The 24,689-nt window shown below is 53.9% G+C and carries 22 protein-coding genes; 21 read left to right on the forward strand and 1 reads right to left on the reverse strand.

The annotated features are described in order from the left end of the window. Positions 1-74: 74 nt before the first annotated feature. Positions 75-161 carry a leu operon leader peptide gene (leuL, locus tag IP581_RS24095; RefSeq protein ID WP_110093646.1) on the reverse strand — a complete coding sequence of 29 codons (87 nt, stop codon included), beginning with the start codon at positions 159-161 and terminating at the stop codon, positions 75-77. Between the two features lie 473 nt (positions 162-634). Here leuL and leuO point away from each other — a divergent pair, with 473 nt between their 5' ends. From leuO to secM, 21 genes are all read left to right on the forward strand, one after another. After that, positions 635-1,597, forward strand: a complete 963-nt coding sequence (gene leuO / locus IP581_RS03675) for a transcriptional regulator LeuO (RefSeq protein WP_086870507.1) — start codon at positions 635-637, stop codon at positions 1,595-1,597. A 387-nt stretch (positions 1,598-1,984) separates the two neighbouring features. After that, on the forward strand, positions 1,985-3,709 hold the full coding sequence (ilvI, locus tag IP581_RS03680) for an acetolactate synthase 3 large subunit (RefSeq protein WP_086870509.1): 1,725 nt from the start codon (positions 1,985-1,987) through the stop codon (positions 3,707-3,709). A 2-nt stretch (positions 3,710-3,711) separates the two neighbouring features. Further along, positions 3,712-4,203 carry an acetolactate synthase small subunit gene (ilvN, locus tag IP581_RS03685; protein ID WP_086870511.1) on the forward strand — a complete coding sequence of 164 codons (492 nt, stop codon included), beginning with the start codon at positions 3,712-3,714 and terminating at the stop codon, positions 4,201-4,203. A 177-nt stretch (positions 4,204-4,380) separates the two neighbouring features. Continuing rightward, the gene (gene cra / locus IP581_RS03690) at positions 4,381-5,385 is read left to right on the forward strand and encodes a catabolite repressor/activator (protein ID WP_086870513.1); all 1,005 of its coding nucleotides are present in this window, start codon (positions 4,381-4,383) and stop codon (positions 5,383-5,385) included. Between the two features lie 620 nt (positions 5,386-6,005). Further along, the gene (gene mraZ / locus IP581_RS03695; protein ID WP_017457919.1) at positions 6,006-6,464 is read left to right on the forward strand and encodes a division/cell wall cluster transcriptional repressor MraZ; all 459 of its coding nucleotides are present in this window, start codon (positions 6,006-6,008) and stop codon (positions 6,462-6,464) included. A 2-nt stretch (positions 6,465-6,466) separates the two neighbouring features. Further along, complete coding sequence (gene rsmH, locus IP581_RS03700; protein ID WP_086870681.1) at positions 6,467-7,408, forward strand: 16S rRNA (cytosine(1402)-N(4))-methyltransferase RsmH; 942 nt, start codon at positions 6,467-6,469, stop codon at positions 7,406-7,408. Next, complete coding sequence (gene ftsL, locus IP581_RS03705; RefSeq protein ID WP_017457921.1) at positions 7,405-7,770, forward strand: cell division protein FtsL; 366 nt, start codon at positions 7,405-7,407, stop codon at positions 7,768-7,770. The genes rsmH and ftsL overlap by 4 nt, the downstream gene beginning before the upstream one ends. Before the next feature lie 25 nt (positions 7,771-7,795). After that, on the forward strand, positions 7,796-9,562 hold the full coding sequence (locus IP581_RS03710) for a peptidoglycan glycosyltransferase FtsI (protein WP_017457922.1): 1,767 nt from the start codon (positions 7,796-7,798) through the stop codon (positions 9,560-9,562). Next, entirely contained in the window at positions 9,549-11,036 is a 1,488-nt protein-coding gene (gene murE, locus IP581_RS03715) for a UDP-N-acetylmuramoyl-L-alanyl-D-glutamate--2,6-diaminopimelate ligase (RefSeq protein ID WP_193821788.1), read from the forward strand. Before IP581_RS03710 ends, murE begins: the two co-directional genes overlap by 14 nt. Then, complete coding sequence (gene murF / locus IP581_RS03720) at positions 11,033-12,391, forward strand: UDP-N-acetylmuramoyl-tripeptide--D-alanyl-D-alanine ligase (protein WP_086870519.1); 1,359 nt, start codon at positions 11,033-11,035, stop codon at positions 12,389-12,391. The genes murE and murF overlap by 4 nt, the downstream gene beginning before the upstream one ends. Then, positions 12,385-13,467, forward strand: coding sequence for a phospho-N-acetylmuramoyl-pentapeptide-transferase (gene mraY / locus IP581_RS03725; protein ID WP_020456544.1), 1,083 nt, complete (start codon positions 12,385-12,387; stop codon positions 13,465-13,467). Before murF ends, mraY begins: the two co-directional genes overlap by 7 nt. Before the next feature lie 2 nt (positions 13,468-13,469). Continuing rightward, positions 13,470-14,786 (forward strand): UDP-N-acetylmuramoyl-L-alanine--D-glutamate ligase, encoded by a 1,317-nt coding sequence (murD, locus tag IP581_RS03730; protein WP_193821789.1) that lies wholly within the window; start codon positions 13,470-13,472, stop codon positions 14,784-14,786. Next, positions 14,786-16,027, forward strand: a complete 1,242-nt coding sequence (ftsW, locus tag IP581_RS03735; protein ID WP_097401276.1) for a cell division protein FtsW — start codon at positions 14,786-14,788, stop codon at positions 16,025-16,027. The genes murD and ftsW overlap by 1 nt, the downstream gene beginning before the upstream one ends. Continuing rightward, positions 16,027-17,094: an undecaprenyldiphospho-muramoylpentapeptide beta-N-acetylglucosaminyltransferase gene (gene murG, locus IP581_RS03740; protein ID WP_086870525.1), complete on the forward strand. Its 1,068-nt coding sequence runs from the start codon at positions 16,027-16,029 to the stop codon at positions 17,092-17,094. The genes ftsW and murG overlap by 1 nt, the downstream gene beginning before the upstream one ends. Before the next feature lie 56 nt (positions 17,095-17,150). Then, positions 17,151-18,626 (forward strand): UDP-N-acetylmuramate--L-alanine ligase, encoded by a 1,476-nt coding sequence (murC, locus tag IP581_RS03745; protein WP_193821790.1) that lies wholly within the window; start codon positions 17,151-17,153, stop codon positions 18,624-18,626. After that, entirely contained in the window at positions 18,619-19,539 is a 921-nt protein-coding gene (locus IP581_RS03750; protein ID WP_193821791.1) for a D-alanine--D-alanine ligase, read from the forward strand. The genes murC and IP581_RS03750 overlap by 8 nt, the downstream gene beginning before the upstream one ends. Before the next feature lies 1 nt (position 19,540). Beyond that, a complete protein-coding gene (ftsQ, locus tag IP581_RS03755) occupies positions 19,541-20,389 on the forward strand; it encodes a cell division protein FtsQ (RefSeq protein ID WP_045511930.1) in 849 nt (282 codons plus the stop codon). Then, on the forward strand, positions 20,386-21,642 hold the full coding sequence (gene ftsA, locus IP581_RS03760) for a cell division protein FtsA (protein WP_017457932.1): 1,257 nt from the start codon (positions 20,386-20,388) through the stop codon (positions 21,640-21,642). Before ftsQ ends, ftsA begins: the two co-directional genes overlap by 4 nt. Before the next feature lie 61 nt (positions 21,643-21,703). After that, positions 21,704-22,852, forward strand: coding sequence for a cell division protein FtsZ (ftsZ, locus tag IP581_RS03765; protein WP_007373153.1), 1,149 nt, complete (start codon positions 21,704-21,706; stop codon positions 22,850-22,852). 100 nt (positions 22,853-22,952) lie between these two features. Beyond that, the gene (lpxC, locus tag IP581_RS03770; protein ID WP_097401278.1) at positions 22,953-23,870 is read left to right on the forward strand and encodes a UDP-3-O-acyl-N-acetylglucosamine deacetylase; all 918 of its coding nucleotides are present in this window, start codon (positions 22,953-22,955) and stop codon (positions 23,868-23,870) included. A gap of 279 nt (positions 23,871-24,149) precedes the next feature. After that, a complete protein-coding gene (gene secM, locus IP581_RS03775) occupies positions 24,150-24,656 on the forward strand; it encodes a secA translation cis-regulator SecM (protein ID WP_176519697.1) in 507 nt (168 codons plus the stop codon). The last annotated feature ends 33 nt before the right edge of the window (positions 24,657-24,689 follow it).

The raw sequence follows: 24,689 nt of genomic DNA on the forward strand, positions 1-24,689 counted from the left end.
TTAGGTCGCCTCGCTACGAGCATAAAAAAACCCGCGCCAAGGCGCGGGTTCTTAGTCTTAACTGGAAGGACGATTCAACTCAGAATGTCGCCCACCGGTCTACCGCGCACGAGAGATGCGTTTAGTAGTAGTAGACCAGCGAAACCGACGTTGCGAATCATGAATCATGCTCCAGGTGAATGCGATATGCTTTTAGTGGTACTGGATACGTAAGTTAATGTCAACCCCTCGTCTGAAAAGCGTGGCTGAAGAGCGCCGGTTATTTTGTTGCGCATTAGTTAATAATTCTGCCTGTGAGATGGAAAACCATTTTTCATGCTTACAAATGGTCGGTTGTATCTGGCGTAATGCACTATATAAGGCTTTCGTAAACGCGACACGCATGATCGATTTAGGTGTGCTGAAAAACAGCGTCAGGGATATATTTTTATTGAGATTACAGAATGTTTGCCAACGTAAAAATATATGAAGCGCTCCCTTGATTTAAGATGAAATATTAAATATTCATTCGCCATGAAAATAAAATAGCAGCTTTATATATTCCTAATTTGTCACACCACACTTCTAATAATGCTATATGCGTGATAAATCATCTTCCTGAATATTATTATGACGCAGGTCGAGGGAGTTCAAGATGACGACGGATTGCAAAATACCTGGTGAAGACGTTTATAATCAGCACGTTAATGAAGAGGGGAAACCGCAGTTACGTTCTGTCGATCTCAATTTACTGACTGTTTTTGATGCAGTAATGCAGGAGCAAAATATCACCCGCGCAGCACATGCTCTGGGTATGTCGCAACCCGCAGTGAGTAATGCTGTTGCGCGGCTTAAGGTCATGTTTAATGACGAGCTTTTTGTTCGCTATGGCCGTGGGATCCAGCCAACGGCACGTTCGTATCAACTGTTTGGATCTATCCGCCAGGCGCTGCAACTGGTGCAAAATGAACTGCCCGGTTCCGGATTCGATCCGCTTAGTAGTGAACGAGTATTTAATTTGTGTGTTTGTAGCCCGCTGGATAATCTTTTAACGTCTGCGATTTATAACAACGTGGAGAAAATCGCCCCGGGTATTAATTTGGTTTTTAAATCCGATCTTAATCACAGCACCGAGCACCAACTGCGTTATCAGGAAATTGAGTTTGTGATTGGCTACGAAGAGTTTCGCCGACCAGAGTTTTCCTGTATCCCGCTATTTAATGATGAAATGGTGCTGGTCGCCAGCCATCAGCATCCCCGCCTCAATACGCTCACTACAGAAAACGCCGTATTCAGAGAACAGCATGCGGTGGTTTCGCTGGATCGGTACGCATCATTTAGCCAGCCATGGTATGACAGCGTGGATAAACGCAGTTGTATTGCTTACCAGGGTATGGCGCTGACAAGCGTATTAAGCGTGGTTTCGCAAACCCATCTGGTGGCGATTGCACCGCGTTGGTTAGTGACGACATTTGCGGAAGGGCTGGATTTAGCGATGCTGCCGCTCCCGTTAGATCTCAAGAGCCGCACGTGTTATCTCTCCTGGCACGAAGCCGCAGGAAGAGATAAGGGGCATCAATGGATGGAAGAACTCCTGGTGTCGGTGTGTAGCCATTAACCATTGGGCAGAATCATCCAGCGGTGAAAACGTTTGGTTATTCTGCTCTGTTTTTTTCTGGCAGTATTTTGTCCTGTTTTATGTCTGTCGCAATGACAGACGATGTTGCAAAAATGGATCAATTACTGGACAACTTCGTATTCAGATGATGAATGGTCATCGTCTTTACTTATCACAGATGTTTCCACCAATTCTGCGTTTTTGACGTCGTTTTTTCACTTTTGCTCAGGGTTCGCCGCCAGGGCTTGCTAATTGCCTGCCAGATTTTGAGCGGTTATGGTAACTGCCATTCATAATCAGAGTGCAGGGGTTTCCTGTTCTGAACAGAGCGACAGCGCGGAAATGATTTTCGCCGTCAGTCGACAAACATAAGCCTGGAGGCAAAGCATGGAGATGTTGTCTGGAGCCGAGATGGTCGTCCGATCGCTTATCGATCAAGGCGTAAAGAAAGTATTCGGCTATCCCGGAGGCGCGGTTCTTGATATCTACGATGCCCTGCATACCGTCGGCGGTATTGAACACGTGCTGGTTCGCCACGAACAGGCGGCAGTACATATGGCCGATGGTCTGGCACGTGCGACGGGTGAAGTGGGCGTGGTCCTGGTAACGTCCGGCCCTGGCGCGACCAACGCCATCACCGGCATCGCCACGGCATATATGGATTCTATTCCGCTGGTGGTGCTCTCCGGTCAGGTTGCAACGTCGCTGATTGGCTATGATGCCTTTCAGGAGTGCGACATGGTGGGTATCTCCCGTCCGGTGGTAAAGCACAGTTTCTTAGTCAAACAAACGGAAGATATTCCCGGTGTATTAAAGAAAGCTTTCTGGCTTGCCGCCAGTGGTCGTCCTGGACCGGTAGTGGTGGATTTGCCGAAAGACATCATGAACCCGGCCAATAAGCTGCCTTATGTCTGGCCGGAGTCCGTCAGCATGCGCTCCTATAACCCGACTACTCAGGGACATAAAGGGCAAATTAAGCGCGCATTGCAAACGCTGGCGGCGGCGAAAAAGCCAGTGGTATATGTAGGCGGTGGCGCGATCAATTCTGCCTGCGAAGCACCGCTACGCCAGCTTGCGGAAAAATTGAATTTGCCGGTGGTCTCTTCATTAATGGGGCTGGGGGCATTTCCTGCTTCTCACCGACAGGCGCTCGGCATGCTGGGCATGCACGGCACTTACGAAGCCAATATGACGATGCACCATTCGGACGTCATCTTTGCCGTTGGCGTGCGTTTTGACGATCGTACTACCAACAATCTGGCGAAATATTGCCCGGATGCGACGGTGCTGCATATCGATATCGATCCCACGTCCATTTCCAAAACCGTGCAGGCAGATATTCCCATTGTTGGCGATGCGCGGCTGGTGCTGGAACAGATGCTGGAATTGCTGGATCAGGAAGCGTATCCGCAGCCGTTAGATGAGATCCGCGACTGGTGGCTGCGCATCGACCAATGGCGCGCCCGCCAGTGCCTGAAATACGATACCCAAAGTGAGAGCATTAAACCGCAGGCGGTGATTGAAGCGGCCTGGCGCCTGACGAAAGGCGAGGCTTACGTGACATCAGATGTCGGCCAACACCAGATGTTCGCCGCGCTCTACTACCGCTTTGATAAGCCGCGCCGCTGGATCAACTCCGGCGGGCTGGGCACGATGGGATTCGGTTTGCCTGCGGCGCTTGGTGTGAAGATGGCGTTGCCGGAAGAGACGGTGATTTGCGTGACCGGCGACGGCAGTATCCAGATGAACATTCAGGAGCTTTCTACCGCATTACAGTATGAATTGCCGGTGCTGGTGCTCAATCTGAATAACCGTTACCTGGGCATGGTGAAGCAGTGGCAGGACATGATCTATTCTGGTCGCCATTCACAATCGTATATGGAATCGTTGCCTGATTTCGCCCGCCTGGCGGAGGCTTATGGGCACGTTGGGATCCGCATTACGCGCCCGGATGAGCTGGAAGCGAAGCTGGCTGAAGCACTGGAACAGGTGAAGAATAATCGCCTGGTGTTTGTTGATGTTACCGTTGACGGTAGTGAACACGTTTATCCGATGCAGATCCGCGGTGGCGGTATGGATGAGATGTGGTTAAGCAAAACGGAGAGAACCTGATTATGCGCCGGATATTGTCTGTGTTACTGGAAAATGAATCGGGCGCGTTATCGCGCGTGATTGGTCTGTTCTCTCAGCGTGGTTATAACATTGAAAGCCTGACGGTTGCGCCAACCGATGATCCTACCTTATCAAGAATGACTATCCAGACCGTTGGCGATCAGAAAGTGCTTGAGCAGATCGAAAAGCAACTGCACAAACTGGTCGATGTTCTGCGCGTCAATGAGTTGGGGCAAGGCGCGTATGTTGAGCGCGAGATTATGCTGGTGAAGATCCAGGCCAGCGGCTACGGACGTGAAGAGGTGAAACGCAACGCGGAAATTTTCCGTGGACAAATCATCGATGTCACTCCGTCTATTTATACGGTTCAGCTTGCCGGAACCAGCGACAAACTGGATGCATTTCTGTCGACGATCCGCGATGTCGCGAAAATCGTTGAAGTGGCGCGGTCTGGCGTGGTGGGTTTGTCGCGCGGCGACAAAATCATGCGTTGATCGTGATCGCTCTCTCCATTTATCCGCCCGGCCTCTTACGCCGGGCTTTTTTTTGCGAAATCATACGGAACCCGATACGAAAGCGGTTGCCGCAGTGAGTATTCTGCGCTTAGATGTTATGGAAATTAGCCTATATCCCTAAAAAGGTTATGGAGTGCATTATTTTAAGGGGCAATTGTGAAACTGGATGAAATCGCCCGGCTTGCCGGCGTCTCACGAACCACGGCCAGCTACGTCATTAATGGTAAGGCGAAGCAGTATCGTGTCAGCGACAAAACCGTCGAAAAAGTGATGGCGGTTGTTCGTGAGCATAACTACCACCCGAACGCGGTGGCGGCTGGGCTGCGAGCAGGACGAACTCGCTCGATTGGGTTGGTTATTCCCGATCTCGAAAACACGAGCTATACGCGTATTGCCAACTATCTGGAGCGCCAGGCGCGTCAGCGCGGCTATCAGCTTCTGATTGCCTGCTCTGAAGATCAGCCTGATAACGAAATGCGTTGTATTGAACATTTGCTACAACGGCAAGTGGACGCGATCATCGTGTCTACTTCGCTGCCGCCGGAGCATCCGTTCTATCAACGGTGGGCGAATGACTCCTTCCCGATCGTCGCACTCGATCGCGCATTGGATCGGGAACACTTCACCAGCGTTGTCGGTGCCGATCAGGATGATTCGGAAATGTTGGCAGAAGAGCTGCGTAAATTCCCGGCGGAGCGTGTGCTTTACCTTGGCGCTTTACCGGAGCTGTCGGTGAGCTTCCTGCGCGAACAAGGCTTTCGCACCGCGTGGAAAGACGATCCGCGCGAGGTTCAGTATCTCTACGCCAACAGTTATGAGCGGGAAGCCGCTGCTCAACTGTTTGAAAAATGGCTGGAAACCAACCCGATGCCGCAGGCGCTGTTTATCACCTCGTTTGCCTTATTACAGGGTGTGCTGGATGTGACGCTGCGTCGCGACGGCAAGCTGCCGTCTGATTTGGCGATTGCTACGTTCGGCGATCATGAATTGCTGGATTTCCTGCAGTGCCCGGTGCTTGCGGTGGCGCAGCGTCATCGCGATGTGGCCGAACGTGTGCTGGAGATCGTGCTGGCAAGTCTTGATGAGCCACGCAAACCGAAAGCGGGCCTTAGCCGCATTCGCCGTAATCTCTACCGTCGCGGCATACTTAGTCGGGTGTAGTTTCGGGTGAAAGGCAGCGAGAGCTGCCTTTTTACTATTCACCGCTTACCTTTAATCAAATTATTGTTGAGATTCTCCTAAGATAAATCCTTAATTTCCCAATGGCTGCTGCTAATTTATTTTGCCCATTTCTTAAAAAACATTTTTAAAGCGTAATTGAGAAGTAACTTATCCCGATTTTTGTATTGAATTGTTACATCAAAAAAAGACCATGCGCATTGAATTAACGCTCATTTATCGCGTTGAGGTTTTATCACTGCGGAAGTGCCGCCGCGCTATGTGCGCGTTGGTGTAACTGGTGCTGTTAACTCTCTTCAATATGTCTTAAAATGCCGCCCGCGTCGCAAACTGACACTTTATATTTCGCGCGCAGAAATTGAATGGTTTTAAACGCGCGTGCGCATATTCTGTTTTTTTTCTTGCAAATATTCATGACGTTAATTTGCCTCGTAAGCTGAGCACTATTTCACCGGCGCAGATATTCGCTGCGAATAAGGGATCTTTTGTTCTGGTTAGCCATTGCGCTGGCTTGACAAGCTTTTCCTCCGCTCCGTAAACTCCCTCAGTGGGGATTTGTGGGATAAAGTGGTGTAAAAGGGTCACCTGGGGGTGAATCGGAAATGTTCCGTGGAGCGACGTTAGTCAATCTCGACAGCAAAGGGCGGTTATCCGTACCCACCCGATATCGGGATTTGCTGCAGGAGAATGCCTCCGGTCAAATGGTTTGCACCATTGACATCCGTCACTCATGCCTGCTGCTTTACCCTTTGCCCGAATGGGAAATTATCGAGCAAAAACTGTCGCGTCTGTCGAGCATGAACCCGCTCGAACGGCGCGTACAACGTTTGTTGCTGGGGCATGCCAGCGAGTGCCAGATGGATAGCGCCGGGCGTATTTTGATTGCGCCTGTTTTACGGCAACACGCCGGATTAACGAAAGAAGTGATGCTGGTCGGGCAGTTCAATAAATTTGAGCTGTGGGACGAAACGACCTGGTATCAACAGGTCAAGGAAGATATCGACGCTGAGCAATCGGGTTCCGAAGCGCTTTCGGATCGGTTGCAGGATTTGTCTCTGTAATGATGATGGAAAATTTTAAACACACGACGGTGCTGCTGGATGAGGCCGTTAACGGCCTGAATATTCGTCCGGATGGCATTTACATCGATGGCACTTTTGGTCGCGGTGGCCACTCGCGCTTGATCCTCTCCCAACTAGGAGCGGAAGGACGCTTGCTGGCGATCGATCGCGATCCGCAGGCGATTGCTGTAGCTAAAACCATTGATGATCCCCGCTTCTCCATCATTCATGGTCCCTTTTCCGCGCTTGCTGATTATGTCAGCGAGCGCGACCTTATTGGCAAGATCGACGGCATTCTCCTCGATCTTGGCGTCTCTTCACCGCAGCTTGACGATCCGGAACGCGGCTTTTCCTTTATGCGTGATGGCCCGTTAGATATGCGTATGGATCCCACACGTGGCCAGTCTGCCGCCGAATGGTTGCAAACCGCTGAGGAAGCCGATATTGCCTGGGTTTTAAAAACCTTTGGTGAGGAGCGCTTTGCTAAACGTATTGCCCGCGCCATTGTCGAGCGCAATCGTCTTGATCCCATGACCCGCACCAAAGAGCTGGCGGAAGTGGTGGCGGCGGCAACGCCGGTGAAGGACAAATTCAAACATCCCGCGACCCGTACCTTCCAGGCGGTGCGCATTTGGGTGAACAGTGAACTGGAAGAGATAGAGCTGGCGCTAAAAAACTCGCTCGGCGTGCTTGCCCCGGGAGGGCGGCTTTCGATTATCAGCTTCCATTCACTGGAAGACCGCATTGTGAAACGCTTTATGCGTGAGCAAAGCCGTGGCCCGCAGGTTCCTGCCGGGTTGCCGATGACCGAAGAGCAACTCAGGAAACTGGGAGGCCGTCAGTTGCGAGCCTTAGGAAAGTTGATGCCGGGTGAAGAAGAAGTGGCTGAAAACCCACGTGCCCGTAGTTCAGTTCTGCGCATTGCAGAGAGGACGAACGCATGATCGGCAGAGTGACAGAGACCCTGAGCAAAGTGAAGGGATCGTTAGGAAGCAACGAGCGCCATGCTTTGCCTGGCGTGATCGGCGACGATCTTTTGCGATTTGGGAAACTGCCACTCTGCTTGTTCATTTGCATCATCATGACGGCAGTGACGGTAGTCACCACCGCACATCACACGCGTTTATTAACCGCGCAGCGTGAACAACTGGTTATTGAGCGTGACGCGCTGGATATCGAATGGCGCAACCTGATCCTTGAAGAGAACGCGCTCGGCGATCATAGCCGGGTTGAACGGATCGCCACAGAAAAGCTGCAAATGCAGCATGTCGATCCCTCACAGGAAAATATCGTGGTGCAGAAATAGAGATGAATAAGGAATCACGCAACGCATGAAAGCAGCGGCGAAAACGCTTAAACCGAAACGCCAGGAAGAACAGGCCAACTTTGTCAGTTGGCGTTTTGCGTTGCTTTGCGGTTGTATCCTGCTGGCGCTGGCGTTCCTGCTCGGACGCGTTGCCTATCTGCAAGTTGTCAATCCGGACATGCTGGTGCGCGAAGGGGATATGCGTTCTCTGCGTGTACAAGAAGTGGCGACATCACGCGGGATGATAACCGACCGTTCTGGTCGCCCACTGGCGGTGAGTGTGCCGGTGAAAGCTATCTGGGCGGATCCTAAAGAGCTGCACGATGCGGGCGGTGTGACGCTGGATAATCGCTGGAAGGCGCTCTCTGACGCGTTGAATATGCCGCTCGACCAGCTTGCTTCGCGCATCAATGCCAACCCGAAGATGCGCTTTATTTATCTTGCACGCCAGGTGAATCCTGATCTCGGCGATTACATCAAAAAACTGAAATTACCCGGTATTCATCTGCGTGAAGAGTCTCGCCGTTACTATCCGTCCGGAGAAGTAACCGCTCACCTCATCGGTTTTACCAACGTCGACAGTCAGGGCATTGAAGGCGTTGAGAAGAGCTTTGATAAATGGCTCACCGGTCAGCCAGGTGAACGCATTGTGCGTAAAGACCGCTACGGGCGCGTGATCGAAGATATTTCGTCTACCGACAGCCAGGCTGCACACAATCTTGCCTTAAGCATTGATGAGCGTTTACAGGCGCTGGTCTATCGCGAGCTGAATAACGCCGTCGCGTTTAACAAAGCAGAGTCGGGCAGCGCCGTGCTGGTGGATGTGAACACCGGCGAAGTGCTGGCAATGGCCAACAGCCCTTCCTATAACCCAAACAACTTCACCGGCACGTCGAAAGATGCGATGCGTAACCGCGCCATTACCGACGTATTTGAACCGGGTTCCACCGTGAAACCGATGGTTGTCATGACCGCGCTTCAGCGCGGTGTGGTAACGCCAAATACGGTGCTGAATACGGTGCCTTATCGTATTAATGGCCATGAAATCAAAGATGTGGCGCGATACAGCGAATTAACCCTTACCGGGGTCTTACAGAAGTCGAGTAACGTTGGCGTTTCGAAGCTGGCGTTAGCGATGCCCTCCTCAGCGTTAGTAGATACTTACTCACGTTTTGGCCTGGGAAAAACGACCAATTTGGGGATGGTCGGGGAACGCAGTGGCTTATTTCCTCAAAAACAACGGTGGTCTGACATAGAGAGGGCCACCTTCTCTTTCGGCTACGGGCTAATGGTAACGCCGTTACAGTTAGCGCGAGTCTACGCAACCATTGGCAGCTATGGCATCTATCGCCCGCTGTCGATCACCAAAGTTGATCCGCCAGTACCGGGCGAACGCATCTTCAACGAATCCATTGTCCGTACCGTTGTACACATGATGGAGAGCGTGGCGCTACCAGGCGGCGGCGGTGTGAAGGCCGCCATCAAGGGGTATCGCATCGCGATTAAAACCGGTACGGCGAAAAAAGTCGGTCCCGATGGCCGCTATATCAACAAATACATTGCTTACACCGCGGGCGTCGCGCCTGCCAGCCGCCCGCGCTTTGCGCTGGTGGTAGTCATTAACGATCCGCAAGCGGGTAAATACTACGGTGGCGCCGTGTCCGCGCCGGTCTTTGGTGCCATCATGGGCGGCGTTCTGCGCACCATGAACATTGAGCCGGATGCGCTGACTACGGGCGAAAAAAGTGAATTTGTAATTAATCAAGGCGAGGGATCAGGTGGCAGATCGTAATTTGCGCGACCTTCTCGCTCCGTGGGTGCCAATGCTACCTGCGCGAGCGCTACGAGAGATGACACTCGACAGCCGTGTGGCTGCATCGGGCGATCTTTTTGTGGCAGTGGTCGGTCATCAGGCGGACGGGCGTCGATATATCCCGCAGGCGATTGCGCAAGGTGTTGCTGCCATTATTGCTGAAGCGAAAGATGAAGCAAATGACGGTGAAATTCGTGAAATGCACGGTGTTCCAGTCGTTTACCTCAGTCAGTTAAATGAGCGCCTCTCCGCGCTGGCGGGCCGTTTCTACGGCGAGCCTTCTGAACAATTGCGCCTGGTTGGCGTGACCGGTACGAACGGCAAAACAACCACCACGCAGTTACTGGCGCAGTGGAGCCAACTGCTTGGCGAAACCAGCGCGGTGATGGGCACAGTGGGTAACGGTCTGTTGGGGAACGTCGTGCCGACGGAAAATACCACCGGATCGGCTGTCGATGTTCAGCATGTTATTGCCGGGCTGGCGGCGCAAAACGCGACCTTTGCCGCGATGGAAGTCTCTTCCCACGGTCTGGTTCAGCATCGCGTGGCGGCACTGAAATTTGCCGCCAGCGTGTTCACCAATTTAAGCCGCGATCACCTGGATTATCACGGTGATATGACGAACTACGAAGCGGCGAAATGGCTGCTGTTCTCTTCGCATCATTATGGCCAGGCGATCATTAATGCTGATGATGAAGTTGGCCGTCGCTGGCTGGGCAAATTACCGGACGCCGTTGCAGTATCAATGGAAGAAAATATCAATCCGGACTGCCATGGACGCTGGTTAAAAGCGGTAAGCGTTGATTATCACGACAGCGGTGCGACGATCCATTTCGACTCCTCATGGGGCAACGGTGAAATTGAAAGCCGCCTGATGGGCGCGTTTAACGTCAGCAACCTGCTGCTGGCGCTGGCGACGTTGCTGGCGCTGGGTTACCCGCTGAGTGAGTTGCTGAAAACCGCATCGCGTCTGCAACCGGTTTGCGGTCGTATGGAAGTCTTCAGCGCGCCGGGTAAACCGACCGTGGTGGTGGATTATGCCCATACGCCGGATGCGCTGGAAAAAGCGCTGCAGGCAGCGCGCCTGCACTGCACTGGCAAACTGTGGTGCGTGTTTGGCTGCGGTGGCGATCGCGATAAAGGTAAACGTCCATTAATGGGCGCGATTGCCGAGCAGTTCTCTGATGTCCCGGTCGTGACGGATGATAACCCGCGTACCGAAGAGCCGCGCGCCATTATTAACGATATCCTCGCGGGCATGCTGGATGCGGGTCAGGCCCGCGTAGTGGAAGGCCGCGCTGAAGCGGTGACCAATGCCATTATGCAAGCCAAAGAGAACGACGTTGTGCTGCTCGCCGGTAAAGGCCATGAAGATTATCAAATTGTCGGTACGCGCCGTCTGGATTACTCCGACCGCGTCACCGCAGCGCGTTTGCTGGGGGTAGTGGCATGATTAGCGTAACGCTGAGTCAACTTACCCGTACGCTGCACGCGGAACTGCACGGACAGGATGTGCAGATTGAGGCGGTAACCAGCGATACACGTAAACTGACGCCGGGCTGCCTGTTTGTCGCGCTGAAAGGCGAGCGTTTTGATGCTCACGACTTCGCAGATAAAGCGAAAGAGGGTGGGGCGGGCGCGCTGCTGGTGAACCGAAAACTGGATATCGACCTGCCGCAGTTAGTGGTGAAAGACACCCGCCAGGCCTTTGGCGAGCTGGCTGCCTGGGTTCGCCAGCAAGTACCAACGCGCGTGGTGGCGCTGACCGGTTCTTCCGGCAAGACGTCAGTGAAAGAGATGACCGCCGCCATTCTCAGCGAATGCGGCAATACGCTCTACACCGCAGGCAATCTTAACAATGACATTGGTGTGCCAATGACCTTGTTGCGCCTGACCAAAGAGCACCAGTTTGCGGTGATTGAACTGGGGGCGAACCACCAGGGCGAAATCGCGTGGACTGTGGGGCTGACGCGCCCGGAAGCGGCGCTGGTCAATAACCTGGCGGCAGCGCATCTGGAAGGCTTCGGCTCGCTTGCCGGTGTGGCGAAAGCGAAAGGCGAAATCTACACCGGTCTGCCCGCCAACGGTATCGCCATTATGAATGCCGACAATAATGACTGGCTGAACTGGCAGAGCATTATTGGCGATCGCAAAGTCTGGCGCTTCTCACCCAACGCAGCGAATAGCGATTTTACCGCGACGAACGTGCATGTGACTTCACATGGCACCGAATTCACGCTGCAAACCCCAACCGGCAATGTGGATGTCACTCTGCCGCTGCCGGGTCGCCATAATATCGCTAATTCGTTGGCAGCAACGGCGCTGGCGATGGCGGTTGGCGCAAGCCTGGACGCGGTAAAACGTGGGCTGGCAAACCTGAAAGCGGTGCCGGGGCGCTTATTCCCGGTGCGGTTGGGCGAGAATCAACTGCTACTGGATGATACCTATAACGCCAACGTCGGTTCTATGACCGCCGCTGCCCATGTGTTATCTGAAATGCCGGGTTACCGGGTGATGGTGGTCGGCGATATGGCTGAGCTGGGTGATGAGAGCGAAGCGTGTCATATCCAGGTCGGTGAAGCGGCGAAAGCCGCAGGCATTGATAAAGTTCTGAGCGTCGGCACGTTGAGCAAAGCGTTGAGCGAAGCCAGCGGCGTAGGCGAGCATTTTAACGATAAAGCGGCAGTGACAGCGCGTTTAAAAGCGCTTATCGCCGAGCAGAAAATTATTACTATTTTGGTGAAAGGTTCACGTAGCTCCGCCATGGAAGAGGTGGTACGCGAATTACAGGAGAACGGGACATGTTAGTGTGGCTGGCCGAACATTTGGTCAAATATTATTCCGGCTTTAACGTCTTTTCCTATTTGACGTTTCGCGCCATTGTCAGCCTGCTGACCGCGCTCTTCATCTCTTTGTGGATGGGGCCGCGCATGATTGCCCGCTTGCAAAAACTCTCTTTTGGTCAGGTTGTGCGTAACGACGGTCCGGAATCGCACTTCAGCAAACGCGGTACGCCAACGATGGGCGGGATCATGATCCTGACCGCGATTGTGGTTTCCGTTGTGCTGTGGGCGTACCCATCCAACCCCTACGTCTGGTGCGTGCTGGTGGTACTGGTGGGTTACGGCGCAATTGGCTTTGTCGATGATTACCGCAAAGTGGTGCGTAAAGACACCAAGGGCCTGATTGCTCGCTGGAAGTATTTCTGGATGTCGGTCATTGCGCTGGGCGTAGCGTTTGCGCTCTATCTGGCAGGGAAAGATACTCCCGCAACCGAACTGGTGGTGCCGTTCTTTAAAGATGTCATGCCGCAACTGGGCATGTTTTACATTCTGCTGGCTTATTTCGTGATCGTTGGCACCGGTAACGCGGTCAACCTGACGGATGGCCTGGATGGTCTGGCGATTATGCCGACGGTCTTCGTTGCTGGCGGTTTTGCGCTGGTGGCGTGGGCGACCGGCAACATGAATTTTGCTAACTACCTGCACATTCCTTACCTGCGTCACGCAGGGGAACTGGTGATTGTCTGTACGGCGATTGTCGGGGCAGGGTTGGGGTTCTTGTGGTTTAACACCTATCCGGCACAGGTCTTTATGGGCGATGTCGGTTCACTGGCGCTGGGCGGCGCGCTGGGCATTATCGCTGTGCTGCTGCGCCAGGAGTTCCTGCTGGTGATCATGGGCGGGGTGTTTGTAGTGGAAACATTGTCGGTCATTTTGCAGGTCGGTTCATTCAAACTGCGTGGCCAACGTATTTTCCGTATGGCACCGATTCATCACCACTATGAACTGAAAGGCTGGCCGGAACCGCGCGTGATCGTGCGCTTCTGGATTATTTCGCTGATGCTGGTGCTGATTGGCCTGGCAACGCTGAAGGTACGTTAATCATGGCTGATTACCAGGGTAAAAAAGTCGTCATCATCGGTTTGGGTCTCACAGGCCTTTCCTGTGTGGACTTTTTCCTCGCACGCGGTGTCACGCCGCGTGTGATGGATACGCGCGTTTCTCCGCCGGGGCTGGACAAGCTGCCGGAGGCGGTGGAACGCCATCTTGGTAGTCTTAACGATGACTGGTTGCTGGCCGCCGATCTGGTCGTTGCAAGCCCGGGCATCGCACTGGCGCATCCTTCCCTGAGCGCGGCGGCAGATGCAGGTGTTGAGATCGTTGGCGATATTGAACTTTTCTGCCGTGAAGCGCAGGCTCCGGTAATCGCCATCACTGGCTCTAACGGCAAAAGCACCGTCACGAAGCTGGTTGGTGAGATGGCTGAAGCTGCCGGAGTGAACGTCGGGGTTGGCGGCAATATCGGTCTGCCAGCGCTGATGCTCCTCGACGATGCGCGCGAACTGTATGTACTGGAGCTTTCCAGCTTTCAGTTGGAAACCACTTCAAGCCTGCACGCGGCGGCGGCCACCATCCTGAACGTCACGGAAGATCATATGGATCGCTATCCGTTTGGGTTGCAGCAATATCGTGCTGCCAAGCTGCGCGTGTATGAAAACGCGAAAGTGTGCGTGGTGAATGCCGATGACGCTTTGACGATGCCGGTACGCGGCGCGGATGAACGTTGTGTCAGTTTTGGCGTTGATGTCGGCGATTACCACTTAAACCGCCAACAGGGTGAAACCTGGCTGCGCGTGAAAGGTGAGAAAGTGCTGAACGTAGCCGAGATGAAACTGAGCGGCCAGCACAACTACACCAATGCGCTGGCAGCGCTGGCGCTGGCGGATGCCGTCGGTTTACCGCGCGCCAGCAGCCTGAAAGCGCTGACGACCTTTACCGGGCTGGCTCACCGCTTCCAGCTGGCGCTGGAGCATAACGGCGTGCGCTGGATCAACGACTCGAAAGCAACCAATGTCGGCAGCACAGAAGCAGCATTGAATGGTTTGCACATCGACGGCACGCTGCATTTGCTGCTCGGCGGTGACGGGAAGTCGGCAGATTTCTCCCCGCTGAAGCGTTATCTGAGCGGCGATCGTATTCGTCTTTACTGCTTCGGTCGTGACGGCGCGGAGCTGGCGGCGCTGCGCCCGGAAATCGCGGATCAAACCGAGACAATGGATCAGGCCATGCGGTTAATCGCGACACGTGTACAGCCGGGCGATATGGTGCTGTTGTCACCCGCTTGCGCCAGCCTTGATCAGTTTAAAAATTTCGAACAACGGGGCGATGTCTTTACCCGTCTGGCGCAGGAGTTAGGCTGATGCGTTTAACGCTCCCCCGCCCGAGAATGCCGCGCCTGCCAGGATTTAGCATCCTGGCCTGGCTGTTCACGGCGTTAAAAGGCTGGGTCATGGGCTCGCGGCAGAAAGATACCGACAGCCTGGTCATGTATGACCGCACGCTGCTGTGGCTGACGCTGGGCCTTGCGGCAATCGGCTTCATCATGGTGACGTCGGCGTCGATGCCAGTTGGGCAGCGCCTGACAGACGATCCCTTCTTCTTTGCCAAGCGTCACGCGCTGTATCTGTTCCTCGCGTTTTGTATGTCGATGGTGACATTACGGCTGCCAATGGATTTCTGGCAAAAATACAGTTCAGCAATGCTGATCGCCGCGATCATCATGCTGCTGGTGGTGCTGGTTGTGGGGAGTTCGATCAATGGGGCATCGCGCTGGATTGACCTCGGGCTGATGCGTTTCCAGCCAGCGGAGTTCACCAAGCTGTCATTGTTCTGCTATCTGGCGAACTACCTGGTGCGCAAAGTAGACGAAGTGCGAAACAACCTGCGCGGCTTCTTAAAACCAATGGGGGTTATCCTGGTGCTGGCGGTGTTGCTGCTGGCGCAGCCGGACCTCGGTACGGTGGTGGTACTGTTTATCACCACGCTGGCGATGCTGTTCCTGGCGGGGGCGAAGCTGTGGCAGTTCATCGCCATTATCGGTATGGGGATTTCAGCGGTAGTGCTGCTGATCCTTGCCGAACCTTATCGTATTCGCCGCGTAACGTCGTTCTGGAACCCATGGGAAGATCCCTTTGGTAGCGGTTATCAGCTTACCCAGTCGTTAATGGCGTTTGGCCGCGGTGAATTGTGGGGCCAGGGCTTAGGTAATTCGATTCAGAAACTGGAGTATCTGCCGGAAGCGCATACCGACTTTATCTTCTCCATTATCGGCGAAGAACTCGGTTATATCGGTGTGGTAGCGGCACTTTTAATGGTATTCTTCGTCGCTTTCCGCGCCATGTCCATCGGGCGGAAAGCGCTGGAAATTGATCACCGTTTTTCAGGGTTTCTGGCCTGCTCGATAGGTATCTGGTTTAGCTTCCAGGCGCTGGTTAACGTTGGTGCTGCGGCAGGTATGCTGCCGACCAAAGGGTTGACGTTGCCGCTTATCAGTTACGGTGGTTCCAGCTTATTAATTATGTCAGTGGCGATTACGCTGCTGCTACGCATAGATTATGAAACGCGTCTGGAGAAAGCCCAGGCATTTACACGAGGTGTGTGATGAGTGGTCAACCAAAGCGGTTAATGGTGATGGCTGGCGGTACCGGCGGGCATGTCTTCCCCGGTCTTGCGGTCGCGCACCATTTGATGGATCAGGGCTGGCAAGTGCGCTGGCTCGGAACCGCCGATCGCATGGAAGCTGACCTGGTGCCAAAACACGGCATCGAGATCGATTTCATTCGCATCTCCGGTCTGCGCGGCAAAGGTATTAAGGCGCAGTTGCTGGCGCCGGTGCGTATCTTCAATGCGTGGCGCCAGGCACGCGCCATTATGCAGCGCTTTAAACCTGATGTGGTGCTGGGGATGGGCGGTTATGTTTCCGGTCCTGGCGGGCTGGCAGCCTGGTCACTCGGTATTCCGGTGGTGCTGCATGAGCAAAACGGTATTGCCGGTTTGACCAACAAATGGCTGGCGAAAATCGCCACCAAAGTGATGCAGGCATTTCCGGGCGCTTTCCCGACAGCGGAAGTCGTCGGTAATCCGGTGCGTGTCGATGTGTTGGCGCTGCCGCTGCCGCAGCAACGTCTGCCCGGTCGTGAAGGCCCGGTGCGGGTGCTGGTTGTTGGTGGATCGCAAGGCGCGCGCGTGCTTAACCAGACGATGCCGCAGGTTGCAGCAAAGTTAGGCGCCGCCGTCACTATCTGGCATCAGAGCGGGAAGGGTGCGCAGCAGGAGGTTGAGCAAGCCTATGCAAGCGCTGGCGAACCTCAGCATAAAGTTACTGAGTTTATTGACGATATGGCACAAGCCTATGCGTGGGCGGATGTGGTGGTTTGCCGCTCCGGCGCGCTAACGGTCAGCGAGATCGCCGCCGCAGGATTACCAGCGCTATTTGTGCCGTTCCAGCACAAAGATCGGCAGCAGTACTGGAATGCCTTGCCGCTGGAAAAAGCGGGTGCAGCAAAGATTCTGGAGCAACCGCAATTTACCGTTGATGCGGTGGCTGCGACGCTCGCGGGCTGGAACCGCGAGGCATTACTGGAGATGGCCGAACGCGCGCGCGCGGCAGCGATCCCCGATGCTACCGAACGGGTGGCAAACGAAGTGAGCCTGGCAGCGCAGGCATAAATACTGGCGACGCCTTTTGCGTCGCGCAAATTTAAGTAGTCGATGGCGTTTAGAGAATGAATACACAAGAACTGGCGAAACTGCGTTCAATCGTGCCCGAGATGCGTCGCGTCCGGCACATTCACTTTGTCGGCATTGGCGGTGCTGGCATGGGCGGTATTGCCGAAGTGCTGGCCAACGAAGGTTACCAGATTAGCGGCTCCGATTTGGCGCCCAATCCGGTTACGCAGCAATTGACGTCGCTTGGCGCCACGATTTATTTCAACCACCGCCCGGAAAACGTGAGCGATGCGAGCGTTGTGGTGGTCTCCAGCGCGATCTCTGCCGATAACCCGGAAATCGTAGCGGCGCATGAAGCGCGCATTCCGGTGATCCGCCGCGCAGAGATGCTGGCGGAATTAATGCGTTTTCGCCACGGCATTGCCATTGCCGGTACGCACGGCAAAACAACCACCACGGCGATGGTGGCAAGTATTTATGCTGAAGCCGGGCTGGACCCGACTTTTGTCAATGGTGGGCTAGTGAAAGCCGCTGGCGTGCATGCGCGCCTGGGGCATAGCCGTTACCTGATCGCGGAGGCGGATGAGAGCGATGCCTCGTTCCTGCATCTGCAGCCGATGGTGGCGATTGTCACCAATATCGAAGCTGACCACATGGATACCTACCAGGGCGACTTCGAGAATTTAAAAACGACCTTTATCAACTTCCTGCACAACCTGCCGTTCTATGGACGTGCGGTGATGTGTGTCGACGATCCGGTGATTCGGGAGTTGTTGCCGCGTGTAGGTCGCCAGATTACCACCTACGGTTTTAGTGATGATGCTGATGTCCGTGTGGAAAACTACCGCCAGGTTGGGCCGCAAGGGCACTTTACGCTGGTGCGCCAGGATAAACCGGAACTGCGCGTGACGCTGAATGCGCCAGGTCGCCATAATGCGTTAAACGCGGCAGCAGCCGTTGCAGTGGCAACGGAAGAGGGGATTGAAGATGACGCGATCCTGCGTGCGCTGGAAAGCTTCCAGGGGACAGGCCGCCGTTTCGACTTCCTTGGTGAATACCCGCTGCAAGAGGTAAACGGTAAAGCCGGTACCGCAATGCTGGTTGACGATTATGGTCACCATCCGACAGAAGTGGACGCCACTATCAAAGCAGCGCGTGCAGGCTGGCCGGATAAAAACCTGGTGATGCTGTTTCAGCCGCACCGTTACACGCGTACACGTGATCTGTATGACGATTTTGCCAATGTGCTGACCCAGGTGGATTCGCTGTTGATGCTGGAAGTTTATCCGGCGGGCGAAGCAGCGATCCCTGGCGCAGATAGCCGTTCTCTGTGCCGCACTATTCGCGGGCGCGGCAAGATCGATCCGATTCTGGTGTCCGATCCGGCGCAGGTTGCCGCGATGCTGGCACCGGTGCTGACCGGCAACGATCTGATCCTGATCCAGGGGGCCGGTAACGTCGGTAAGATTGCGCGCAGCCTGGCCGAGAGCAAACTGAAACCGCAGACTATGGAGGAGGAGCGCCGTGGCTGAGAAAGTAGCGGTTCTGCTGGGCGGAACCTCCGCCGAGCGCGACGTTTCGCTTAATTCCGGTGCAGCGGTGCTGGCAGGTTTGCGTGAGGGCGGCGTTGATGCGCATGGTGTGGATCCGCGCGATGCGGATGTCACCCGCCTGAAAGAGATGGGTTTCAGTAAAGCGTTTATCGCTTTGCATGGTCGCGGCGGCGAAGATGGCACCCTGCAGGGGCTACTTGAATTAACCGATATCCCATATACCGGGAGCGGTGTGATGGCCTCGGCGATTTCAATGGATAAATGGCGTAGCAAGCTACTGTGGCAGGGGGCGGGGTTGCCCGTTGCGCCGTGGGTAGCTCTGACGCGCAGCGAATTTGAATCAGGCCTGAAAACTATTGATATTCAACGCATTGAGGAGTTGGGTTTACCTGTTATTGTCAAGCCCAGCCGCGAAGGCTCAAGCGTCGGAATGTCAAAAGTCGATAAAAAAGAAGAATTGCATGCAGCATTAGCGCTTGCATTTCAACATGATGATGAAGTTCTGATCGAAAAATGGCTCAGTGGGCCGGAATTTACTGTCGCATTGCTTGGAAACGAAATTTTACCGTCGATCCGTATTCAACCTGCGGGAATCTTCTATGATTATGAGGCGAAGTATCTCTCTGATGAGACGATGTATTTTTGCCCATCAGGTCTGGAAGCGGACGATGAAGCAGCATTACAAGACCTGGCGCGTGAAGCCTGGCAAATTTTAGGCTGTCGCGGTTGGGGTCGTGTTGATGTCATGCTGGACAGCGATGGACAATTTTATTTGCTGGAAGCGAACACGTCGCCAGGGATGACCAGCCATAGTCTGGTGCCGATGGCAGCACGTCAGGCAGGGTTGAGTTTCTCCCAGTTAGTTGTTCGCATTCTGGAATTGGCGGAGTGATATGTCACAGGCTGCGCTGAACACGCGAAACCGCGAAGCGGAGGCTGTAAAAATCTCCCGCCGCAACAATGGAACGCGTCTTGCAGGTATCGTATTCCTGCTGACGGTGCTATGCACTGTGTTGGTGAGTGGCTGGGTGGTACTGGGCTGGATGGACGACGCGCAGCGTTTGCCGTTATCAAAGCTGGTGTTGACTGGCGATCGTCATTACACCCGCAACGATGATATTCGCCAGTCTATTTTGGCGTTGGGCGCGCCCGGCACGTTTATGACGCAGGACGTTAACATCATTCAAAGCCAGATAGAACGTCTGCCCTGGATCAAGCAGGCGAGCGTCAGAAAACAGTGGCCAGACGAATTGAAGATTCATCTGGTTGAATATGTGCCCATTGCACGGTGGAATGATCAACATATGGTCGATGTGGACGGCAACGCATTTAGCGTGCCGGCCGAACGTACCAGTAAGCAGGTTTTACCGATGTTGTACGGCCCTGAAGGGAGTGAAAGCGAAGTATTACAGGGCTACCGCGACATGGGGCAAGTGCTGGCAAAGGATAAATTCACGTTAAAAGAGGCGGCGATGACCGCGCGGCGTTCATGGCAAGTAACGCTGAGTAATGACATCAAGCTTAATCTGGGCCGTGGCGATACGATGAAACGTCTGGCGCGTTTTGTGGAACTCTACCCGGTGCTCCAGCAGCAGGCGCAAACGGATGGCAAAGAGATTAGCTACGTGGATTTACGCTATGACTCAGGTGCGGCCGTAGGCTGGAAAGCGGCCCCTGTTCAGGAACCGAATCAGCAGCAAAATCAGGCACAACAGAATCAGGCACAGGCAGAGCAACAATGATCAAGGCGACGGACAGAAAACTGGTAGTTGGACTGGAGATTGGCACCGCGAAGGTCGCCGCTTTAGTAGGGGAAGTTCTGCCCGACGGTATTGTGAATATCATTGGCGTAGGCAGTTGTCCGTCTCGTGGGATGGATAAAGGCGGAGTGAACGATCTGGAATCGGTGGTGAAATGCGTTCAGCGCGCTATCGATCAGGCTGAATTGATGGCCGATTGCCAGATTTCATCGGTCTACCTTGCGCTCTCGGGGAAACATATTAGCTGTCAGAACGAAATTGGTATGGTGCCGATTTCGGAAGAAGAAGTTACGCAGGAAGATGTGGAAAACGTGGTGCATACGGCTAAATCGGTACGTGTGCGCGATGAACACCGTGTTTTACATGTGATTCCACAGGAGTACGCTATCGACTACCAGGAAGGGATTAAAAACCCGGTAGGTTTGTCCGGCGTACGCATGCAGGCGAAAGTGCATTTGATTACTTGCCATAACGATATGGCGAAAAACATCGTTAAAGCTGTTGAACGATGTGGATTGAAAGTTGACCAACTTATTTTTGCCGGACTGGCTTCCAGCTACTCCGTGCTGACTGAAGATGAACGTGAGCTGGGTGTCTGCGTTGTCGACATCGGCGGTGGTACAATGGATATGGCGGTTTATACCGGCGGTGCGCTGCGTCATACCAAAGTTATCCCTTATGCGGGGAACGTGGTTACCAGCGATATTGCGTATGCGTTTGGAACACCGCCGAGCGATGCTGAGGCGATTAAAGTTCGCCATGGTTGTGCCCTGGGTTCGCTGGTTGGCAAAGACGAGAGCGTTGAGGTGCCGAGTGTCGGTGGCCGTCCGCCACGTAGCCTGCAGCGCCAAACGCTGGCAGACGTAATAGAGCCGCGCTACACCGAGCTGCTCAACCTGGTGAACGACGAGATTTTGCAGTTGCAAGAACAGCTTCGCCAACAAGGTGTGAAACATCATCTGGCGGCGGGGATTGTGTTGACCGGCGGTGCTGCGCAAATGGAAGGCCTGGCGGCCTGCGCGCAGCGTGTGTTCCATACGCAGGTGCGTATCGGTGCGCCGCTCAATATTACTGGCTTAACGGATTACGCCCAGGAGCCGTACTATTCAACGGCGGTGGGGTTGCTGCACTACGGGAAAGAGACCCATTTAAGTGGTGAAGCAGAAGTTGAAAAACGCGTGTCAGTGGGTTCGTGGTTCAAACGAATCAACAGCTGGCTACGAAAAGAGTTTTAATTTTTTTCAGAGACCGTAGAGAATTAGCGGTCTCAGGCGACAGGCACAACGGAGAGAGATTATGTTTGAACCGATGGAATTAACCAACGACGCGGTGATTAAAGTCATCGGCGTCGGTGGCGGCGGCGGTAACGCCGTAGAGCATATGGTGCGCGAGCGCATCGAAGGGGTTGAGTTCTTCGCGGTGAATACCGACGCGCAGGCGTTGCGTAAAACAGCGGTGGGACAGACCATTCAGATCGGCGGTGGTATCACTAAAGGTCTGGGCGCTGGGGCAAACCCTGAAGTAGGCCGTAACGCGGCGGAAGAGGATCGTGAAGCGCTGCGCGCTGCGCTGGAAGGTGCTGACATGGTCTTTATCGCAGCGGGAATGGGTGGCGGTACCGGTACCGGTGCGGCGCCTGTAGTGGCTGAAGTTGCAAAAGATTTAGGCATCCTGACCGTTGCTGTCGTGACCAAGCCTTTCAATTTTGAAGGCAAGAAGCGTATGGCATTTGCGGAACAGGGGATCACTGAGCTTTCCAAGCATGTGGACTCGCTGATCACCATTCCTAACGACAAACTGCTGAAAGTGCTGGGCCGCGGTATTTCTTTGCTGGACGCATTTGGCGCGGCGAACGATGTACTGAAAGGCGCCGTGCAGGGTATTGCCGAACTGATTACGCGCCCGGGTCTGATGAACGTCGACTTTGCTGACGTGCGCACTGTGATGTCCGAAATGGGCTACGCAATGATGGGTTCTGGCGTTGCCAGCGGCGAAGATCGCGCGGAAGAAGCGGCCGAAATGGCCATTTCCAGCCCGCTGCTTGAAGATATCGATCTGTCTGGTGCGCGTGGTGTACTGGTTAACATTACGGCGGGCTTTGATCTGCGTCTGGATGAGTTCGAGACGGTAGGTAACACTATCCGTGCGTTTGCATCGGATAACGCAACCGTGGTGATCGGTACTTCGCTTGATCCGGATATGAACGACGAACTGCGTGTCACTGTTGTGGCGACCGGTATCGGTATGGACAAGCGTCCGGAAATTACCCTGGTCACCAATAAACAAGCGCAGCAGCCGGTAATGGACCGCTATCAGCAGCACGGCATGCAGCCGATGCAGCAGGAGCAGAAGCCAGCGAAAGTGGTTAACGACAATACGCCGCAGACCACTAAAGAGCCTGATTATCTGGATATTCCAGCGTTTTTGCGTAAGCAAGCAGATTAAGAATTTGCTGGAAGTTGGGCTTCGTCGCTCTTTGTGCTAAACTGCCCGTCCGATTGTGTTATACACTTTGGATGGATTGGTAATTAGGCGAGATTATACGATGATCAAACAAAGGACACTTAAACGTATCGTTCAGGCGACTGGTGTCGGTTTACATACCGGCAAGAAAGTCACACTGACGTTGCGCCCTGCGCCGGCAAATACCGGGGTCATCTATCGTCGCACTGACTTAAATCCACCGGTAGACTTCCCGGCTGATGCTAAATCTGTGCGTGATACAATGCTCTGTACTTGTCTGGTGAATGAGCATGACGTGCGGATTTCAACCGTTGAGCACTTAAATGCTGCTCTGGCTGGTTTAGGCATCGACAACATTATTGTCGAAGTCGATGCGCCGGAAATTCCGATTATGGATGGCAGTGCTGCACCATTCGTTTACCTGTTGCTGGATGCAGGGCTCGAAGAACTGAACAGTGCCAAAAAATTTGTTCGCATCAAAGAAACGGTGCGCGTTGAAGACGGTGACAAGTGGGCTGAGTTCAAACCGCATAACGGTTTTTCACTCGACTTCACCATCGACTTTAACCACCCGGCAATTGATGCCAGTACGCAACGTTACGCGATGAACTTCTCTGCCGACGCGTTTATGCGCCAGATTAGCCGTGCGCGTACCTTCGGTTTCATGCGTGATATCGAATACCTCCAGTCTCGCGGACTGTGCCTGGGCGGTAGCTTCGATTGTGCCATCGTAGTGGATGATTATCGCGTACTGAACGAAGACGGTCTGCGTTTCGAAGATGAATTTGTTCGCCACAAAATGCTGGATGCAATTGGCGATCTGTTCATGTGTGGTCACAACATTATTGGTGCATTTACCGCTTATAAATCTGGTCATGCGCTGAATAATAAACTGTTGCAGGCTGTTCTGGCGAAACAGGAAGCCTGGGAATATGTGACTTTCGAAGACGAAACAGAACTGCCGCTGGCATTCAAAGCTCCGTCAATGGTTCTGGCGTAACGCCATAACCTCAAAAATCGACTGGTTAACCTGGCACTCTCTCCGGTCAGGGAAACCAGTCGTTTTTATTTGTGCACTTCATAAAAACGCCTGTGCGCAGAACCAATTCAAAATCTTATCTTTCCGCTTTTTCAGCGCGACTGCTGCTTTCCTGTCCAGTTTTCTACCTTGCAACGTCCGAATACTGCTGTGGCGTGGTGGCTTTAGTGGTAAGATTTGGGGCGCAAAACGACATATACTGACGCATTTTGAGACAGGCGTTATTTTAGGGTGGAGCAAGTGAGCGGAATACTGACGCGCTGGCGACAATTTGGCAGACGCTATTTCTGGCCGCATCTCTTATTGGGGATGGTCGCGGCAAGTTTTGGTTTGCCTGCGCTTGCCTGCAATACGGAAGCCGCTCAGCCTGCACGCGAAACGACCCGCAATCACGATAACGCCAGCGCGGTCAATTTCAGCAGTTTTGTCTTGCTGGAAGCCAAACGCCGTCCGAACTTTACCGTCGACTATTGGCACCAACATGCCATTCGCACCGTTATTCGCCATCTTTCGTTCGCCATGGCACCGCAAGCGCTGCCGGTTGCAACGGAAGAGCCGTTGCCGATTCAGGCACATCATCTTGCTTTGCTGGACACGCTCAGCGCGCTGCTGACGCTGGAAAGCAAGCCGCCAGCAATTGTTCGTCTTGCTGACCAAACCTCCTTCGCACCGCCTGCTGCGTTTCGTGTTTCCACCTGGATAAGCCAGGTACAAGGTATCCGCGCCGGGCCTCAGCGTCTCAGCTAAAAAAACGAGTCTTTTTATCCATTTTTAGCTCCG

It is taken from the genome of Kosakonia pseudosacchari, from assembly GCF_015167415.1.
Taxonomy (GTDB): Bacteria; Pseudomonadota; Gammaproteobacteria; order Enterobacterales; family Enterobacteriaceae; genus Kosakonia; species Kosakonia pseudosacchari.

What these genes read in the sequence shown, in the direction of transcription:
- ftsZ (WP_007373153.1), top strand. Translation starts at nt 21,704, where the DNA reads ATGTTTGAACCGATGGAATTAACCAACGACGCGGTGATTAAAGTCATC.
- murF (WP_086870519.1), top strand. Translation starts at nt 11,033, where the DNA reads ATGATTAGCGTAACGCTGAGTCAACTTACCCGTACGCTGCACGCGGAA.
- ftsQ (WP_045511930.1), top strand. Translation starts at nt 19,541, where the DNA reads ATGTCACAGGCTGCGCTGAACACGCGAAACCGCGAAGCGGAGGCTGTA.
- murD (WP_193821789.1), top strand. Translation starts at nt 13,470, where the DNA reads ATGGCTGATTACCAGGGTAAAAAAGTCGTCATCATCGGTTTGGGTCTC.
- lpxC (WP_097401278.1), top strand. Translation starts at nt 22,953, where the DNA reads ATGATCAAACAAAGGACACTTAAACGTATCGTTCAGGCGACTGGTGTC.
- ilvI (WP_086870509.1), top strand. Translation starts at nt 1,985, where the DNA reads ATGGAGATGTTGTCTGGAGCCGAGATGGTCGTCCGATCGCTTATCGAT.
- ilvN (WP_086870511.1), top strand. Translation starts at nt 3,712, where the DNA reads ATGCGCCGGATATTGTCTGTGTTACTGGAAAATGAATCGGGCGCGTTA.
- rsmH (WP_086870681.1), top strand. Translation starts at nt 6,467, where the DNA reads ATGATGGAAAATTTTAAACACACGACGGTGCTGCTGGATGAGGCCGTT.
- leuO (WP_086870507.1), top strand. Translation starts at nt 635, where the DNA reads ATGACGACGGATTGCAAAATACCTGGTGAAGACGTTTATAATCAGCAC.
- murG (WP_086870525.1), top strand. Translation starts at nt 16,027, where the DNA reads ATGAGTGGTCAACCAAAGCGGTTAATGGTGATGGCTGGCGGTACCGGC.
- ftsL (WP_017457921.1), top strand. Translation starts at nt 7,405, where the DNA reads ATGATCGGCAGAGTGACAGAGACCCTGAGCAAAGTGAAGGGATCGTTA.
- mraZ (WP_017457919.1), top strand. Translation starts at nt 6,006, where the DNA reads ATGTTCCGTGGAGCGACGTTAGTCAATCTCGACAGCAAAGGGCGGTTA.
- ftsA (WP_017457932.1), top strand. Translation starts at nt 20,386, where the DNA reads ATGATCAAGGCGACGGACAGAAAACTGGTAGTTGGACTGGAGATTGGC.
- mraY (WP_020456544.1), top strand. Translation starts at nt 12,385, where the DNA reads ATGTTAGTGTGGCTGGCCGAACATTTGGTCAAATATTATTCCGGCTTT.
- ftsW (WP_097401276.1), top strand. Translation starts at nt 14,786, where the DNA reads ATGCGTTTAACGCTCCCCCGCCCGAGAATGCCGCGCCTGCCAGGATTT.
- IP581_RS03710 (WP_017457922.1), top strand. Translation starts at nt 7,796, where the DNA reads ATGAAAGCAGCGGCGAAAACGCTTAAACCGAAACGCCAGGAAGAACAG.
- murC (WP_193821790.1), top strand. Translation starts at nt 17,151, where the DNA reads ATGAATACACAAGAACTGGCGAAACTGCGTTCAATCGTGCCCGAGATG.
- leuL (WP_110093646.1), bottom strand. Translation starts at nt 161, where the DNA reads ATGATTCGCAACGTCGGTTTCGCTGGTCTACTACTACTAAACGCATCT.